The sequence below is a fragment of the Alteromonas sp. ABD4_190 genome (assembly GCF_056160105.1).
The window spans coordinates 2,058,396-2,074,971 of the sequence record NZ_JBSWWN010000001.1 but is presented as its reverse complement, the minus strand read 5'-3'; the positions used below and the strand labels follow the sequence as shown (position 1 = coordinate 2,074,971).

16 protein-coding genes are annotated in these 16,576 nt (G+C 43.0%); 7 read left to right on the top strand and 9 right to left on the bottom strand.

Annotated elements, in window-relative coordinates; all coding sequences use genetic code 11:
• Position 1: 1 nt before the first annotated feature.
• The 4 genes from ACXAFM_RS09130 to ACXAFM_RS09115 form a co-directional block, all read right to left on the bottom strand.
• Positions 2–727 (bottom strand): recombinase RecA, encoded by a 726-nt coding sequence (locus ACXAFM_RS09130; protein WP_474828839.1) that lies wholly within the window; start codon positions 725–727, stop codon positions 2–4.
• A gap of 247 nt (positions 728–974) precedes the next feature.
• On the bottom strand, positions 975–1,487 hold the full coding sequence (locus ACXAFM_RS09125) for a hypothetical protein (protein WP_474828837.1): 513 nt from the start codon (positions 1,485–1,487) through the stop codon (positions 975–977).
• Between the two features lie 2 nt (positions 1,488–1,489).
• On the bottom strand, positions 1,490–3,241 hold the full coding sequence (locus tag ACXAFM_RS09120; RefSeq protein ID WP_474834316.1) for a DUF885 domain-containing protein: 1,752 nt from the start codon (positions 3,239–3,241) through the stop codon (positions 1,490–1,492).
• Between the two features lie 39 nt (positions 3,242–3,280).
• Complete coding sequence (locus ACXAFM_RS09115) at positions 3,281–3,616, bottom strand: DUF1820 family protein (protein ID WP_474834314.1); 336 nt, start codon at positions 3,614–3,616, stop codon at positions 3,281–3,283.
• 188 nt (positions 3,617–3,804) lie between these two features.
• Between ACXAFM_RS09115 and ACXAFM_RS09110 the strand changes: the two genes are divergently transcribed.
• Complete coding sequence (locus ACXAFM_RS09110) at positions 3,805–5,442, top strand: M28 family metallopeptidase (protein WP_474834312.1); 1,638 nt, start codon at positions 3,805–3,807, stop codon at positions 5,440–5,442.
• Between the two features lie 786 nt (positions 5,443–6,228).
• Positions 6,229–6,912, top strand: a complete 684-nt coding sequence (locus tag ACXAFM_RS09105) for a capsular polysaccharide export protein, LipB/KpsS family (RefSeq protein ID WP_474834310.1) — start codon at positions 6,229–6,231, stop codon at positions 6,910–6,912.
• A gap of 57 nt (positions 6,913–6,969) precedes the next feature.
• Here ACXAFM_RS09105 and slmA read toward each other — a convergent pair whose 3' ends face one another.
• Entirely contained in the window at positions 6,970–7,557 is a 588-nt protein-coding gene (gene slmA, locus ACXAFM_RS09100) for a nucleoid occlusion factor SlmA (RefSeq protein ID WP_012516568.1), read from the bottom strand.
• Between the two features lie 115 nt (positions 7,558–7,672).
• The gene (gene coaBC / locus ACXAFM_RS09095) at positions 7,673–8,902 is read right to left on the bottom strand and encodes a bifunctional phosphopantothenoylcysteine decarboxylase/phosphopantothenate--cysteine ligase CoaBC (protein WP_474834308.1); all 1,230 of its coding nucleotides are present in this window, start codon (positions 8,900–8,902) and stop codon (positions 7,673–7,675) included.
• Positions 8,903–9,107: 205 nt separating this feature from the next.
• On the opposite strand from coaBC, the gene radC reads away from it, so the two are divergent.
• The 5 genes from radC to ACXAFM_RS09070 all read left to right on the top strand — a co-directional run bounded on the left by radC (position 9,108) and on the right by ACXAFM_RS09070 (position 13,897).
• Positions 9,108–9,785, top strand: coding sequence for a RadC family protein (gene radC, locus ACXAFM_RS09090; protein ID WP_179981900.1), 678 nt, complete (start codon positions 9,108–9,110; stop codon positions 9,783–9,785).
• Positions 9,786–9,878: 93 nt separating this feature from the next.
• A complete protein-coding gene (locus ACXAFM_RS09085; RefSeq protein WP_474834306.1) occupies positions 9,879–10,238 on the top strand; it encodes a hypothetical protein in 360 nt (119 codons plus the stop codon).
• Positions 10,239–10,332: 94 nt separating this feature from the next.
• Positions 10,333–11,022 (top strand): YjbF family lipoprotein, encoded by a 690-nt coding sequence (locus ACXAFM_RS09080; protein ID WP_474834304.1) that lies wholly within the window; start codon positions 10,333–10,335, stop codon positions 11,020–11,022.
• On the top strand, positions 11,022–11,771 hold the full coding sequence (locus ACXAFM_RS09075; protein WP_474834302.1) for a capsule biosynthesis GfcC family protein: 750 nt from the start codon (positions 11,022–11,024) through the stop codon (positions 11,769–11,771). The genes ACXAFM_RS09080 and ACXAFM_RS09075 overlap by 1 nt, the downstream gene beginning before the upstream one ends.
• An 8-nt stretch (positions 11,772–11,779) precedes the next feature.
• On the top strand, positions 11,780–13,897 hold the full coding sequence (locus ACXAFM_RS09070) for a YjbH domain-containing protein (RefSeq protein ID WP_474834300.1): 2,118 nt from the start codon (positions 11,780–11,782) through the stop codon (positions 13,895–13,897).
• 67 nt (positions 13,898–13,964) lie between these two features.
• On the opposite strand, the gene ACXAFM_RS09065 is transcribed toward ACXAFM_RS09070, so the two are convergent.
• The 3 genes from ACXAFM_RS09065 to ACXAFM_RS09055 are packed head-to-tail and all read right to left on the bottom strand — an operon-like array spanning position 13,965 to position 16,470.
• Complete coding sequence (locus tag ACXAFM_RS09065) at positions 13,965–14,987, bottom strand: CDP-glycerol glycerophosphotransferase family protein (RefSeq protein WP_474834298.1); 1,023 nt, start codon at positions 14,985–14,987, stop codon at positions 13,965–13,967.
• On the bottom strand, positions 14,984–15,382 hold the full coding sequence (locus ACXAFM_RS09060) for an FAD synthase family protein (protein WP_474834296.1): 399 nt from the start codon (positions 15,380–15,382) through the stop codon (positions 14,984–14,986). Before ACXAFM_RS09060 ends, ACXAFM_RS09065 begins: the two co-directional genes overlap by 4 nt.
• The gene (locus tag ACXAFM_RS09055; protein WP_474834294.1) at positions 15,370–16,470 is read right to left on the bottom strand and encodes a CDP-glycerol glycerophosphotransferase family protein; all 1,101 of its coding nucleotides are present in this window, start codon (positions 16,468–16,470) and stop codon (positions 15,370–15,372) included. Before ACXAFM_RS09055 ends, ACXAFM_RS09060 begins: the two co-directional genes overlap by 13 nt.
• Positions 16,471–16,576: the final 106 nt, after the last annotated feature.

Genomic DNA, 16,576 nt, shown 5'->3' with positions numbered 1-16,576 from the left:
ATTAGCTCACAGAGTGTAGCGCCTTGTCGGAAAGCGTGTTGTGTGCCATGGCCCATTTAATGGCCTGATTGTCAGGGGTCCACTGATGAGAAATAACAATGTTATCTTTGGGCCACCCATGACGCTGTTTGCGTATATTCACCGACAAGGCGTGGGGTTTGCTAAGTAGCGCAATATCTAAAGTGATGGGCAATGAGCTGTCGTTTTGGCTTGTCGTTTCAGCCTGCAAGCTTGTCTGTAATGCCTGCTGTTGCGGTGGAGTATACAGCAAGCACAGCGCATCATTATGCGTTGCTGCAACTTGTAGGCGCCGTGCTTCTTTTTGATTTACAGCATTACTCCACAGCACCACGCAATGGCAAGCCGTACTTTTTAAGCACTGTTCTGCTGCCCATAATGATTCTTGTTCTGCACCTGTTTTTACTACCAGCACTTGTTGCGCTTTAAGTCCCAGATTTTCTAACCACGGCGACTGTAGTAGCCCGGGAGGGTTAATAAACACCACCAGTTTATGCATGCGGTGCTGGCAAATAACCCGTTTAAATAGTGAAAGCTCACCCACGCCGGTTAGTGAGGCAATACGTACAAGCCCCGTAGAGGCAACGCCACCGTTAAGCGCTTTATCCAGACGCGGAAAACCCAGCGAAAACTTAGCTTCACTTTGCTTTTGATCTCTGGCCCGCCAAATATGCGGATGGTTGTTAAGCACGGATAACGATTTATTCATGGCACTCAAAATAAACTGTATTTTTATACAGTATTATAGTGCAGCAATAACCCTTTTCAAGACAAAAGGTTTTTGACTTGTTGTTTTAAGCGCTAACTTACTGATTAGTTTGGAAAGGTAAAAAGATTAAACTTTTAAAAAAGTAGGAACATGGCTAGGGTCGCTGGCCTTACTACATAGTAAAGCAGGCGACCCTGTCATACAGTTAGCACCTTATCGGCGCTAACATGGGGATAAGAACAAGAGGTTACTCTTGTGATGATGGTTCTTTTTGTGATTTTGCTGCGGTACCGCTTACGGTTGCTGTAACGGCTTGGCAAAAAGCAATAAATCCATCTGCGGTATTTTTTGCCCACACCATGCGAACGTTACTAGGTAGAGCCTTTACCACTTCACGAATTTCCTCAAGCGTTACTTCTTCATTCTGCAACGCTTTATTTAAAGACTCTTCAAGAGACATTCCTTTTTCACAACAAGCCATAATAATGCTTGAAAAGTTGCGCATAAGCGGGTGCAGCGCATTGTATTGAGTTTGGTCGATAAGGCGGCTTTTATAGGCACTTTCAATACGCGCAGTAAGGTTTTTTTCCAACGCATCTGTAACAAGAACAAGATTGCGATAAGCATACGTAACTTTGTTACTGGTCTGTTTATTCGAGTGGCGCAACAGCGCCAGCTCTTTTTGCAAATTCTGCGCTCGCAGCACAAAGTAAATTAAAAACAGGATAAGTAATCCAATAACACCAAATGCAACGATCATGTTTATTTTGCCTTTTGTTCTTCTATAAACGTATTGATGTTTTGCTCCAAGATAAACAGTGGAACTGAGCCGTTTTCTAACACGGCGCGGTGGAATTTACGCACATCAAAACGCTCGCCTAATGCTTTCTCTGCTTTCTTGCGAAGGTCTTTAATTTTGATTTCACCAATCTTGTAAGACAAAGCTTGCGCTGGCCAAGAAATATAGCGGTCTATTTCAGTATTTACGTTGTGTTCTGAAAGCGCGGTGTTTTCCATCATATAATCAACCGCTTGTTGACGGCTCCAGCCCATCGTGTGCATACCGGTATCCACAACCAAGCGACACGCACGCCACATTTCGTAGCTTAAGCGACCGAAGTTGTCGTACGGCGTATCGTAAATACCTGCTTCAATACCTAAAAACTCAGAGTACAAACCCCAGCCTTCACCAAACGCTGAAATATAGGTGTTACGACGTACCATAGGTAAGTCTTCAAGCTCTGCTGCCAACGATATTTGAAGGTGGTGTCCAGGCACTGCTTCGTGCAAGGTCAGTGCAGGCAATGCATACAAAGGGCGCTTATCAAGGGCGTAAGTATTTACCCAGTAATATCCTGGCTGGTCATCGCGGCTGGGATGGATATAGCGGCCCGTTGTATATTTGGGCGCGATAGCGTCTGGTACAGGCGCTACACCGTAAGGCGTTCTTGGCAGATACTCAAAGAGCGAAGGAAGCTTTGCGTCCATTTTCTTTGCAATAAACGACGCCTCTTTCAGCAAATCTTCAGCGCTGGTGGCATAGAATTGCGGGTCTTCGCGTAAAAACGTAATGAATTCGTTAATGTCGCCATCAAAGCTAAGTTCATCCACAATTTGCTGCATTTGCGCGCGAATGCGTTTTACTTCAGACAAACCTAAATCATGGATTTCCTGAGGCGTCATATCCGTGGTGGTGTAATGCTTGGCTCTATTGGCGTAATACGCAACGCCATCAGGCCAGTTATTCGCGGCAATATCTTCACGGGCATTAGGAATGTATTCATCTACCATGAAGTCGTAGAATATTTGATACGCAGGCAACACGCTGCTGGTTATGGCAGCCTTGCCTTGCTCCGTTAGCGCTGATTTTTGCTCGGCAGTAAAGTACTCTGGAAAACGGGTAAATGGAGAATAAAAGCCACTGTCCTCGGCGTTTTCAACAATGTATGACGCCACTGAGTTTTCAAACCCTTTCAGCACGACTTTAGGCTGTGTGTAGCCTTCTTTTAGCGCCTGTTTCATGTACGCAATTTGTTGGTCAAAATAAGGTTTCAGCGCATTTAGGCGGCTAATATAGGCCTGATAATCTTCTACGCGCTTAAAGGTGGATAAATTAGGAAGCGAGGCCATTGCACCGTGAAAGCCATATTCTGAATTGATAGGCACTAAATGCGCGCGATACGTATATTCGTCCACATAGTTAGCTAAACGGTATTGCTGCATTAGCAAAGCAATATAAGCGTCAGTAGAGATATTGTCTTTTTTGTACTGATTTAAGGCTTTTTGAAACGCACGCCATTGTTCATTTTGTGCTTTTAGTGCTTCGGGCGAAATATCGGGTAGCACATGAGCGAGGGAGCTATCGCCTTGGCGAGAAGCTAGAAGCGGGGAAACCGAAAGCTCATACTGCCAAATGTCATCAAGTAGTTGGTACAAGCTTTCATCGTCAAGGTCCTTTGCAGATGAACTAACGCTGCAAATAAATAGTAATGCAGCTAACAGATAGCGATACATAAGGGTCTCCGGTAACCTTTACCGGATAGACTCCGGCGGCTACTCTTTCGTTGGTGTATATATTGGACTAGGGAAAGCAGTTACTTTATCAGATTTATTTTCTAATTTAGTAATTTTGGCTATTCCTTTTTTATTTACGGCGTCAATGCGTAAAACGTTGTGCATAGGAATATACGTTTTTGTTACTTCAGAAAATTCGGCTTTTAACCTTTCATGGCTAGGGTCTACAACAACACTTGTGTGGGTGTCCCACACAAAGTCACCTATCTCGATAAAGCCAAACAAAGCGCCCTGAGTAAGGGCTCTAACGTAAAGCTCGTAACGTTCTCCATTGCTGATGAACTGAACGCGGTAAAGAATATCGTCTTTCGACATGGGTGCTGCTCTTCACTAAAAAATATAGATACTCCCGGAAATTGCTCCGGCGTTTGGCCCACAATTTTACCTTGCTCCTAAAATGCGAGCAACGGTAGGAAACACATGGTAAACGTAAGTAGTTTAATGGTATTCCCCCTATTAACTGCGTTACCATGATGCACACTTAGTTATATGGTGAAATTAGAATGATAAAAAAACTCCTGATAGGTAGTGCAATGACAGCAATGAGCTTTGCTGCTACTGCACATAACCACGCATCGACAGACAATGCTTTTAACCCTGATACACAGCGAATTAAATCACATCTGTTTTTCTTAGCAGACGATTTACTTGAAGGTCGTGATACTGGCTCTCGCGGTCATGAAATTGCGGCGCTTTATATTGCTACCGAATTTGCCAAATATGGTTTGAAGCCGGCAGGTACAGATGGTTACGTACAAAACGTATCGTTTCGTAAAGCCAATCTGGTTCAAGAGTCTCCTAAGTTTACCTTCACCCAAAACGGCGAGATCATCGAGTTTGACTATCCGAAAGAGTATCTAGCTAGCCCGAGTTTGCTTAGCACCGAGGCTAATGTAAAAGGTGAAATGGTATTCGTAGGCTACGGTATCGTAGCTGAAGAGCTATCTCACAACGATTACAAAGACTTAGATGTAAAAGGTAAAATTGTTGTGGCCCTTGCAGGTAAGCCAAGTGACTTCCCATCAGAAGAGGGCGCTCACTTTGCGTCTGGCTATCAAAAGCAAAAGTACGCGGTAGATCATGGCGCAATTGGCATGATCACTATTACTACGCCTAAAAATGAAAAGGTACGCCCTTATCAAAGCCGTTTGAACTACATTCATACACCGCGTATGGCTTGGTTAGACGACAAAGGTCAGCCTGCAAATAGCTTTACTCAACTGAAAGGTGGCGCTTATATGAGTGAAGGTGCGGCGCGTAAGTTATTTGAAGGTGCTGAAAAGAGCCTTGATGACGTTTATGCAGTTCTTGAAGCTGACAAAGTACCGCGAGGTTTTGCGTTAAACGGTGTGGTAGATATCAGCAAGAAGAGTGTGCACGACACCATTACAAGCCCGAATGTTGTGGGTGTACTTGAAGGTTCAGACCCAGAGCTTAAAAACGAGTACGTGGTTTTCTCTGCTCACTCTGATCACATTGGTTTTGCCAAAACAGTGAAGAAAGACAACATTAACAATGGTGCTATGGACAATGCGTCGGGCACATCAGTGATGTTAGAAACTGCACGCCTGTTTAGCGAAATGAAAGAAAAGCCAAAGCGCTCAATTCTGTTCGTGTCGGTAACGGGTGAAGAGAAAGGCCTGCTAGGTGCAGATTATTTCGCTCGTAACCCAACGGTACCTGTTACTTCAATGGTGGCGAACGTAAACCTAGATATGCCGATTTTGACCTACGAGTTTGCAGACGTTATTGCGTTTGGCGCGAACCACAGTGATTTGCAAGAATCAGTGGAAAAAGCTGCAGCTAACGCCGATATCGAGCTAAGCCCAGACCCATGGCCAGAGCAGGCACTTTTCACTCGCTCAGACCACTATGCGTTTGTAAAACAAGGTGTACCTTCAGTATTTATGGTGCCTGGTCTTAAATCTAAAGATCCTAACGTAGACGGCAGCAAGGTATTTGGTAAGTTCTTATCTACGCACTATCACAAGCCTAGTGATGATATTAATCAGCCTTTCAACTGGAATGCTGCAGAGACGTTCACTAAGGTCAACGCGCAAATCGGTTGGACATTGGCAAATCAGAAGAACAAGCCTAAGTGGAACGATGGTGACTTCTTTGGTAATACGTTTAGTAAATAACCCATATTTGTTCGACGCTAAAAAGCAGCATTTCTATGCTGCTTTTTTTGTACCTGTGTATTGATAATTTGTTTCGTCTTTACACAACCTTTAACTAATAAGAAAGAAATTATGTCTACAATAATAGAGGTAGGGTAAAATTTTTAATATATGCTATGAAGTCTATGTTATTACTAATAACATGAGTTCTGATATAAGCGCAGAACCGAAGAGTTCATCAAGTTAGAACGCAGGAGAAACTTACAGTGGTAAAGCAACAGAAAAAGTATACGCTAATTGCTAGAGGTAGTTCTCACATACGGTACTTTAAGCAATTTGCGGAGCAAACTTCGCTAAATGTATCTGTTGCTAATATTGCCTCTACTTGGTTTCTGCCAATTAACGTCCGGCACTGAGCCCTCATGAAACATATCGATATTGACGCTTTAGTTAATCCCCACTTATTGAAAAAAGCGCAAAAACACAAAAAACTTCATCATTCTTTTGTGTGACTGATTTACGAAAAAATAAGTCGATGGCTTACGATATTAGATATTGCTAAAAGTGCAGCGCTTATTGAAAGGGAAGATTCAGACGTAGTGGGGGGTCTGGAACGGACAAAAACAGCCTAGTTCATCAATTGCTGCTGCGAAAGCACTAAAAAAAGAAGTCGTATATTTTGAAAACGGACTATTCCCAAATTCTACAACATGTGATTGGGCTGGCGTTAACTGCGAAAACTCATTACCGACTACCAAAGACTTTTACAAACAGTTTTATGAGAATAAAGCATTACCTTGCAAACTAGTGCCGCGTAAACCAGTGTGCGAAAAAGCATGCGGGGTAAAAGCAAGAGAATTACCAGAACGTTACATATTTGTACCATTTCAAGTAGAGACTGATAGCCAAATTATTTCAAATTCACCTTGGATACGAAGTATGGCGCAGTATTACCAGCATTTACTCAATGTCATAGACAAAGTGGATGATCCTACGCTTCATATTGTAATCAAAGAGCACCCATCAGAATCAGTGAGGCACGACAACCTACACAATAAACACGAACGGATTTTGTTCGCTAATCACTGCGAGACTCAAGAGTTAATAGAACGTTCATTAGCAGTGATGACAGTGAACTCTACAGTGGGAGTCGAGTCTCTATTACTGGACAAGCCGGTGGTGGTGTTAGGTAAGGCATGCAACGGCATTGAAGGCGTAACAAAACTTGTGCGAAGTGAAGCTGAAATGCTAGAAGTCATGAAAAATATTGAATTGCTTGCAGCAGATACTGAAGCTAAATGCGGCTACTTAAATTTCATGTACAATTACTATGTTATTCCAACTACGTGGAAAAATATTGATAGTCAGCATGTTGAAGCACTTACTAAAAGATTACTGAAGCAAGATGCTTTGGCACACTATATATCAAATTTTGTGAATAGTGAGACGATGACAGAAAAGGTGATGACGACTACATGCAAACTTGCTTAATACAATAACAGTAAAGGCGCTAAAAAGCGCCTTTACTGTTATTGGTTATCGCTTGACTTAAACAAACATCTGCTTAAACGCAGCCCATTGCTCATTGAATTGTTCTGTTGGCTTTCGGGTAAAGCCGCTGCGGATAAAACCATTGATACGTCCGTCGGTATAACAAATCATCATATTGGCGATAATCGCTTCATCGGCGGAAAGGGTTTTCCCTTCACGCAGTTTGCGCTCTCTTAGCACTTGTTTAAGCTGGGTTTCTAAACGCTCAAAAAGCTTGGCGATACGTGCACGTAGTCGGTCTTGCTCACCCATTAACGCGTCGCCGTTTAAAATACGGGTAATGCCTGGGTTCTTCTCTGCAAAGCCTAAAATAAGGTGGAGAATTAGCTGACAGCGCGTGAGCGAGTCTTTTTCTTCATTAACAATTTTGTTGATACGCGTAAAAAGCGTTTCTTCAATAAATTCGATAAGCCCTTCAAACATTCGCGCTTTACTGGGAAAATGACGATACAGTGCCGCTTCAGACACCCCGACCTTTTCCGCTAACTTAGCAGTAGTGATACGTTGACCTGGGCTGGTTTCTAACATTCCAGCAAGTGCTTGCAGAATTTGAGCTCTGCGATTTGTTTTTTTGACAGCAGGCATGACGAAAGTGGTTCCTCCGCTACCGAGTTATAGCAACCCGGGCTCCATGTTAAGTTGGCTTACGCCAAAGCGTTTATATTTATCGTTTTTATTATCGACACTTAATAAGTATCTGTTAGTTTTTATTGTTGAAAGCGAAACGTTCTGCAATAAGCGCTAGCAGCTGCTCGGCTAGCGCATTTTTGCTGGTGGCAGGCAGTCGCTTATCACCGTCTTGCCATATTACATGCAGCGCGTTTTTATCGCTATTAAACCCTAGACCTTCCGCCGTTATATCATTTGCCGCAATCATATCTAGCTTCTTTTTAGCAAGTTTGCCGCGTGCATAATCTTCCACATTTTGGCTTTCAGCTGCGAAGCCTACGCAAAATGGGCGGTCTTGTCTGTTGGACACAGTTGCTAGAATATCAGGGTTTTTAACAAAAGTAAGTGTTAACTCATCACCTGTTTTCTTTATTTTATTGTCCGCCACAGAACATGCCTTATAGTCGGCAACCGCGGCGGTACTGATAAAAATATCTGTAGAAGGTACAAGTTGTTCACAAGCCTTAAGCATTTCATCTGCGGTGGTGACATCGATACGGTTACAAAGGGTAGGTGTAGAAAGCGTTACTGGCCCTGCAACTAGCGTTACTTTCGCGCCCGCTTGAGCCGCGGCTTGCGCAATAGCAAACCCCATCTTTCCAGAACTGTGATTAGAGATATAGCGTACCGGGTCTAACGGCTCTCTGGTTGGCCCTGCGGTAATCGTGATTTGTTTTCCCGCTAGATTTGTTAATGCTAATGCCAACTCTGAAGTCTTATCTTCATTTTCGTTTAATACATCGGCGATATCTACAGGTTCAACCATACGGCCTGAGCCCACATCACCACAAGCTTGCTCACCACTTGCTGGGCCAATAAAGGTTACACCGTCTTCTTGAAGTGTAGCAATATTGCGCTGTGTCGCCGACGCCTTCCACATCTGCTGGTTCATTGCTGGGGCAACAAAAAGCGTAGCGGTTGTGGCCAAGTAAAGCGTGGTTAGTAAATCGTCTGCCATGCCGTGAGCAAGTTTAGCGATAGTGTTTGCTGTGGCTGGCGCGATAAGTAGTATGTCGGCCCATTTTGCTAATTCGATGTGTCCCATCGCGGCTTCAGCAGCTGGGTCTAGAAGGTGCTGATGCACCGGATTTCCTGACACAGCTTGTAGCGATAAAGTGCTCACAAACTCTGCGGCAGAGTCGGTGACAACAACACGTACGTTTGCACCTAATGCGGTGAGCTTGCGCACTAAATCTGGAGCTTTATATGCGGCAATACCACCCGTCACGCCCAGCAAAATGTTTTTATTAGCAATAGACATAAAAGAACACGAAATCTAAATATTAATATTAGCCTACCATGGTGACAAAAAATCGGATAGCTGAACAAAAGTCGATCTTGGCGTTTTGATACTGTTTGTCTTATATCTGCTCAACTTCAAAAGAAGAAACCCGCCTTTTATACAGTCGTTAATCTCTTTCAATTCAACTATAACCACTGTTTTATTGAGTTAACGGACCAAGTACATGTCGATAAAAGTATGGCCGATAAGTGAAAGGCCAAGAGAAAAGCTACTACAGCACGGTGCAGAAAGCTTAAGTGATGCTGAGTTGCTCGCTGTGTTGCTGGGCAAGGGGGTGAAAGGAAAGAGCGCCTTATCTGTAGCGCATGAATTGTTAAACGAACTCGGATGTTTGCGAGGAGTGGTAACCGCAACGAAAGAAAGCTATTCAAAGGTGTCAGGTATTGGGCCGTGTAAGTATGCCCAGTTCCAAGCAGGGTTTGAAATCTTTAAGCGCAATTTAGAAATAAAACTTAAACGCCAAGATGTATTTAACAACGTAGATGACACTAAGCGTTACTTACAGGCCAAATTAAGAGACTGCGAAAGAGAAAAATTTGCGCTTTTGATGTTAGATAGCCAACATCAACTTATCGCTTTTCGTACCATGTTTAACGGAACGATCAACAGCGCTGCAGTGTATCCGAGAGAATTGATCAAGCAGGTTATGATCGACAACGCGGCGGCGATCATTTTGGTCCATAATCACCCTTCAGGCGTAGCAGAACCTAGTCACGCAGACATTCGGTTAACAGCCGAGATCAAAAATGCTATGGCATCGATCGATGTACCTGTGCTTGATCATTTTGTGGTTGGGGACAAAGAAACCATTTCATTTGCGCAGCGTGGCTTGCTAACATAAGATTTCTAAGTCATTTGTCGATTATAATCTAGTCAAATAGATGAAAATGATTTAGCATAGGACCTAGTGGGTAATTTTTTTTAAAGGACTGTTATGAAGAAGTCAATTATTGCATTGTTTGCAGCTGCTACTATGGTAGCTGGTGTTAACGCACAAGAAGGTGAAGGCGGTGCTGGTGCAGGTGGTGCGGGCGCAGTAAGCGGTGGTCTAATCGCTACTGGTGTTGTTGCTGCTGGTATTATCGCTGGTGTTGCAAACAACAACTCTGCAGACGCGCCAGGAAATGGTGGGACTGATCCAGTTCAGCCTACGTGTGAAGGTGATGATCCACTTGTTGACGGCGTATGTGTTGGTACAACTAACACTGTTACTGTAACTACTTCTGGTACAAGCACTGTAACTAAAACAATTACTGTGCCTGTTACATTTACTTACGCGCCGACCGTACAGTAAATTTAAGAGTATTCAAAAAAGCCGCTTTTTTTAGCGGCTTTTTTTATTTTTATAGCAAAATTTAATTGTTTTTAGTTTTTGTCGGCGTACCTCAATGAAACTACATATTCTATCAGCCGTTATTGGCTTTCTTTGCCTGTCTCTTTCAGGATGTTCCACCACAACACTTGCCTACTACAATACGCTTAAACTTGCTTTAAAAGATCGAACGGTAACTTATACCGCTGAAGAGGTTGCGGCGAGTAAGGCCGATATTATGCAGATCAAAGCCGGGGAACGAGACGCCGCTTCCCTTGCATTAGCCTACATTGATGGTGATAAGTATAAATGGGTGTCGGGTGATAGAGTCATTTTTACTATGCACCACGGTATTATCGTGAAAACTGAAGGTTTAGATAACGACCTCTTTTATACAGGCAATTTGCAGCATAATCCGTTAGCTACCAATGATGTTTTGCCTTTCAGTTGGAAGCGTAAAGTGGATATCGAAGCAATTGGCTACGGTGTTCCAGTGGACTCTTCATGGCGAATTGTGGGTGAGGAAACTCACGAATACCTTGGCTTCTCTGTGCCCCTTATCAAAGTCGTAGAAACCGTAGACTTTTCAGAATATACCCCCTTTATAGACGTGGGATTGTCGTGGGAAAATACCTATTTCCTACATAAACACACGAAAGAGCTAATGGCCACGAAGCAACAGTTCAGCCCTAAGGGAGACGTGTACGACATGGTTTATCTAAGCCGTGTAGTACGTGAGATGAACAAACAAGGAGTAACGCAATAATGAAGTTTATTTCTACGCTTTTTATTGCCTTGGGTCTTATTACATCTACTAGTTTATATGCCAATGACGGCCTTGTAAGCGTTATGGTGAACAAGCAAACTTATCAGTTCGACCGACCAATCAGGTTATCAAGTGTGTTGTCTATAGTGGCTGATAATGGCGATTGGTATTGGCCTACAGCTTCTGCATTTGATTTAACCAACCCAACAGCTGAAAGAGAAAAAGAGATTGCGCTGTCGCAAATAAGAGAACTACTGGCTAGCTTTGATAAAGACTCAGACACTCACAAAGCACTGCAAAACCTCTTTGAACAAGTATCTTCATGGACGGTGTCTACACGTATCGATATGCCTATTTCTTACAATCGAGCTAGGTTGTTCTTTGAAGACAACCCTATGTTCCAGCCGGGTAAATATTGGATCCGTTTAAATGGGCGCCCTAACGTAGTGCATTTCTCGGGTGCAGTAATAAAGCCAGGCGCTTATCAACATCAAAGCGATACCTCAATTTATACGGCGGCTCATACGGTTAAAAAGGCGGTAGACGCCGACAGAAGCGTGGTTTATGTCATTGACCCCATGGGTAATATAGAAGAGAAGGGTATTGCTTACTGGAATTTAGATTTTGCTCAGCTTATGCCGGGTAGTCAGGTTTACGTGCCTATTTCTTCAGAGCTTTTCAGCAATAAACTTAAGCAATTAAATGAGCGGGTTGCCGCGTTAGCTGTACATAGGGTTTTACCTCAATGAGTGCGCCAATGTTTAAGAAAAAAGTATCTAAGAAACAAATGCCTAAGAAAAAAACACTCGCGCTGGTAATTAGCAGCGCATTATCTTCTGCCACGCTTGCTGATACTCAACTTCGCGTTACGCCCTCGCAGATGGTGCAAGGCGGTAATGGCCTAATTCAAACGCCAACCGCGCGTATGCGAGATGAAGGCGGAATGGCCATCAATTATACCGATAACGGTGAATACCGCTTCTGGTCAGTTAATATCCAGCTTTATGATTGGATGGAAGCGACCGCTCGCTATACCGACGTACGTACACGTTTATATAGCCAAGTTGAATCATTCAGTGGCGACCAAACCTTAAAAGATAAGGGCCTAGACGTTAAGTTCAGGCTATGGAAAGAAAGTTACTACCTACCAGATATTAGCGTTGGTTTTAGAGACTTCGGTGGCACTGGCTTCTTTGAAAGCGAATACGTAAACGCCAGTAAATCGGTAGGACCGTTTGATTTCCATTTAGGCTTAGGCTGGGGATATTTGGGGACAGCAGATGATATTACTAATCCATTTTGTGAGGTTAAAGATAGCTTCTGTGAACGCCCTGGCGGATTCTCAGGCCGCGGTGGTAAGGTCGATTACGACCAATTTTTTAAAGGTACCACTGCCTTCTTTGGTGGCGTAGAGTATCAAACACCATGGGAGCCGTTAACGCTAAAACTTGAGTTTGAAGGCAACGATTACTCCCGAGATAGAGCGGGCCAGCTAGAGCAAGATTCTCGCTGGAATGTGGGCGCGGTATATCGCTATAAAGACTTTGATTTCTCGTTAAATTACCAACGTGGAAATACCATTGGTTTTGGTGTTACATATCGCTTCAACATGAACACAGCATCACAGATTAAGTTCGACGATGCGCCGCGAAACTTAATGGGAAGAAATGCGCCATCTAATATTAAAGATGTGAACAAATCACGTCTTTATAACGACCTTTATAACTCAGGTGGTTTCCTCTTATCCGATGCTGAAATTAAAGAAGACAGCGCAACTTTCTATGGAACGCAGGTCAAATACCGCGACCAAGATGAAGCTATCGAGCGGGTAGGTCGTGTTGCGGCTTCTGAGCTTCCAGATAGCGTTAAAACCTATCATATGGTAGATAATCGCGGTGGCCTTCCACTGGTTGATACTCAAATAGACTCTGAAGCCTTTATCTCAGCGGCGCGATACGAATCGGTCGATGCCGATATAACGGAAACATACGTGAGAACATCGCCTTCTGAAGAGATAAAAGAAGCATACGACCCTGAAAATACCTCGGGTTTTTTCTACAGTGCTGACTTCTTTTTCACTCAGTCGTTTGGTAATCCAGAAGATTTCTATCTTTATCAAACAGGGTTAATGCTAAATGGCGGCTATGCGTTAAACGAAAACTTCTCGGCTATGAGTAGTGCACGAGTGACGCTTCTTGATAACTTCGATAAGTTTAATTACCTCGTAGATGGTGAAGACGTGTCTTTACCTCGCGTGCGTACCCGGGTACGTGAATATGTGTCTGAAAATGATGTATGGTTAGATACTGCGTTTTTACATTACAAAGACGATATCGCTGACGATCTTTATGCTCAAGCATACGCAGGTTATCTAGAAACCATGTTTGCTGGTGTAGGTGGTGAAATTCTTTATCGCCCTGTCGATAGTAATGTCGCCTACGGCATCGATATCAACTACGTTAAACAGCGCGACCCTTACAGCCAAACAGGCTTAGAGGATTACGACACGATAACCGGCCATGCAAGTGTCTATTGGCAGCCTGAATTCCTAGATGATACGCAAATTACGGTTAGTGCGGGTCAATTCTTGGCGAAAGATAAAGGCGTGAATATTGATTACGCCAAGCGCTTTGATAGCGGCATTATAGTAGGTGCTTACGCTGCCTTCACTGATGTTTCTTCAGAAGAATATGGGGAGGGGAGTTTTACTAAAGGCTTCTATATTTCCATTCCTACCGATCTGTTCTTGCTAGAGCCGTCGAAAGGGCGAGGATTGTTCCCTTGGGTACCAATCTCTCGTGATGGTGGGCAAATGTTACGCCGACCTTCAAGGTTAATAGACCTCACAGAAACCAGGTCACCTTTTTTCGACTAGCGATAGTTTAGCTACGTAAAAGTTAGAAACTAAAAAGGGAGCACATGCTCCCTTTATCATTTTACTATCAGCGCCAGTATTTCAAACGCTTTCGCAGTTTTAGATTTCTGAACCAATTCTTAGGCTTAGTGCAGTTTTCAGACCTTGGAAAATGCTTAATCTCATCAATTGTTGCCGCTAAGACGCGCTTTGCTGATTCCCCATCTTTATAGGGGTGCATTTCGCTGCTGTAAACACTGATGGCATTTTCAAGTTCTGAATCCATGGCTAACGCCTTTATTATGCTCATCTCAAGTGCATCGGCATTGTCAATATTAATAAGTACTGGCTCTGGCTGCCCATTTTTGTATGTCACAACTGGTTTACCCGTTAATAAGAACTCAGTAATAGCAGACGAGGTATCTGAAATCATAATATCGCTTTCCCGCAACAAAGGAAGAATACTAGAAGAGGTGACAACTTCTAGTTTATCGTGCTGTGCGAGCATATATTTTTCAATGGTTGCTTTGTCCATCTTAGGATGAAATTTTACCTTCCATTGCCAGTCGTGCTTTTTGCTCAGTGCAACAATATGCTCAAACAATGCTTCGGTAGAGGTAAGGCTTGGCGAGAAGGTCGGGGCGTAAAGGATAACTCGCTTTTGGTTAGTCGGGGTATCAGGATTACCACTTTTAAATAAGTTATCTAGCTTAGTCCATCCAGTTTCTTTTACTGTAAAGTGAGGATGTTGCAATCTTAGCTCTTCAAACTTTTTAGTGAAAAACGGGCCCTGCGTACAATACAAATCAAAACAACCTCTGATCCGAAAATGGCCTTTCTTTTTCCATTCAAAGCCGTGGAATAACTGTACCTTTAAGCCAGGTAAGAATGAAGGAATAAGGTTGCCAGGCACAAAGGATGCATCGGGGTTGAATTGGATGACCTCTTTGATTGATGGTAACACTTGTTCATCCTCACGAAAGAGTGATGTGTTGATGTCATTCCCTTCTACGAACCATTTTACTTCATGACCAGCGCTACGCATTTCTTGTTGAAGCGGTCGTAGGATCTCAAAAGAGTAGTTTTGAGATATATAAAGCAAAAATCTCATGAATGAGTGTCTCGAATAATTTCGATGATTTCTGTCGTCGATATGGAAGGTGTTCTGGGTAAATAAATGACCTCACAAATATCTCCAAATTCGTCAAATTTACCCTCCCAGTCATTACCCATAACCAGTACATCGGCGTTGTGCTGCATAATGTAATCGCGCTTCTTTTCTAACGACTCTTCCATGAACACATCATCAACGAAGCGCAATGAAGACAGTAATTCTTCCCTACTGCTATAGGCGTACACAGGAGAGCGCCCTTTTTTATCTAAGTTGAGCTCGTCAGAAGATAGGCCTACAGTTAAGTGATCGCCACAAGCTCTGGCGCGCTTAAGAATACGGATATGCCCAATGTGAAGCACATCAAATGTGCCGAAGGTGATTATTTTTCGCAAGGTAATTCCTGATTATTTGTCGTAAGGTAATGTGCTATCCGTGAACTGCACTTTCCATCCATTGCTCCCACCATGCAACGGGTAACTGAAAGTCGCTCAGCACGCCTTGCATCCGGAGCATTGACGCATTCCCTGAGCAATCTATTAGATTCAATAGGATTTGAGGCACGGTTTGCAATATCGTGAAAAAGTACAATATCGGGATCGAGGCGCTTTTTCATTCTAAATTTAAATAGGCCAGTATAGTTCCACTTTCTTTTGGTAAAATCGCACCACACGACGGGTTTATCGATCGCTGCAAACTCAAAAATAGCAGAGGACGCATCAGAAAGCATTACATCACAAATCTTCATAAACGGTACTAAACAAAACTCGCTTTTTTGTGTTAGGTAGACATTGTCATACGATGACCAAGTGTGAAGTTTATTCTTCTGATTAGCATATTTTGTTTTGGTTACGCTGAAGAAGTGAGGTTTAAGAATAATATTGAAATCAGAAAGCGAACGGGGCCAACTATCGTCAAATTGCTCTATACTACTTGGAAAAAAGGTAGGGGCATAAAGGACCGTAGGCTTAGTGGGATCCAACCCCATATCTTCCAATGAAATCGGAGCAGGGTTATCGCCATAAAGAGGGTCGAGTTTTGCATAACCCGTATTTACAAAAGTGCGTTGTGGAAAACGCTCGATTAACCTTGCTAGCCTACGCTCTCCTTCAACAAAGCGAACATCGAAAGGGTATTCTGATACTTTGTAATAGCAAGATTTAGGGCCTATCCCATGTTGCATTAGGGCAAGTTTTGCGTGTAGAAACGCTTTCTTTTTACGATGAAATGGAGGTACGTTGCCGAATATAATCCAGTCTACTTTTTGTTGCTCATAAAATTCAAACACATTTGATTTATCGGCAATAAAATAATATTCAAAATGTTCCTCGTCAAGTTTTTGCGCTTTTATCTCGTCGTATCCATCTTCTTTGTGCAATATGAACCGAACCTTAGCACCTTGGCTTTTTAGCTCCTTTGCCACAGGCAAGTATTGAGGTAGATAATAGAGATGTTGCACATCAAAAAGCACACTTGATGACATATTTCGACTCCAAAATTACAAACAACCTACATAATGCTGCAAACTGATGCTTTTATCAGTAACGATTAACACGAGCTAGTATATCGCGCTGAAATGAAAATGTAAC

What these genes read in the sequence shown, in the direction of transcription:
- ACXAFM_RS09055 (WP_474834294.1), bottom strand. Translation starts at nt 16,470, where the DNA reads ATGTCATCAAGTGTGCTTTTTGATGTGCAACATCTCTATTATCTACCT.
- ACXAFM_RS09070 (WP_474834300.1), top strand. Translation starts at nt 11,780, where the DNA reads ATGTTTAAGAAAAAAGTATCTAAGAAACAAATGCCTAAGAAAAAAACA.
- ACXAFM_RS09110 (WP_474834312.1), top strand. Translation starts at nt 3,805, where the DNA reads ATGATAAAAAAACTCCTGATAGGTAGTGCAATGACAGCAATGAGCTTT.
- ACXAFM_RS09085 (WP_474834306.1), top strand. Translation starts at nt 9,879, where the DNA reads ATGAAGAAGTCAATTATTGCATTGTTTGCAGCTGCTACTATGGTAGCT.
- coaBC (WP_474834308.1), bottom strand. Translation starts at nt 8,902, where the DNA reads ATGTCTATTGCTAATAAAAACATTTTGCTGGGCGTGACGGGTGGTATT.
- ACXAFM_RS09115 (WP_474834314.1), bottom strand. Translation starts at nt 3,616, where the DNA reads ATGTCGAAAGACGATATTCTTTACCGCGTTCAGTTCATCAGCAATGGA.
- ACXAFM_RS09075 (WP_474834302.1), top strand. Translation starts at nt 11,022, where the DNA reads ATGAAGTTTATTTCTACGCTTTTTATTGCCTTGGGTCTTATTACATCT.
- ACXAFM_RS09080 (WP_474834304.1), top strand. Translation starts at nt 10,333, where the DNA reads ATGAAACTACATATTCTATCAGCCGTTATTGGCTTTCTTTGCCTGTCT.
- ACXAFM_RS09120 (WP_474834316.1), bottom strand. Translation starts at nt 3,241, where the DNA reads ATGTATCGCTATCTGTTAGCTGCATTACTATTTATTTGCAGCGTTAGT.
- slmA (WP_012516568.1), bottom strand. Translation starts at nt 7,557, where the DNA reads ATGCCTGCTGTCAAAAAAACAAATCGCAGAGCTCAAATTCTGCAAGCA.
- ACXAFM_RS09125 (WP_474828837.1), bottom strand. Translation starts at nt 1,487, where the DNA reads ATGATCGTTGCATTTGGTGTTATTGGATTACTTATCCTGTTTTTAATT.
- radC (WP_179981900.1), top strand. Translation starts at nt 9,108, where the DNA reads ATGTCGATAAAAGTATGGCCGATAAGTGAAAGGCCAAGAGAAAAGCTA.
- ACXAFM_RS09130 (WP_474828839.1), bottom strand. Translation starts at nt 727, where the DNA reads ATGAATAAATCGTTATCCGTGCTTAACAACCATCCGCATATTTGGCGG.
- ACXAFM_RS09065 (WP_474834298.1), bottom strand. Translation starts at nt 14,987, where the DNA reads ATGAGATTTTTGCTTTATATATCTCAAAACTACTCTTTTGAGATCCTA.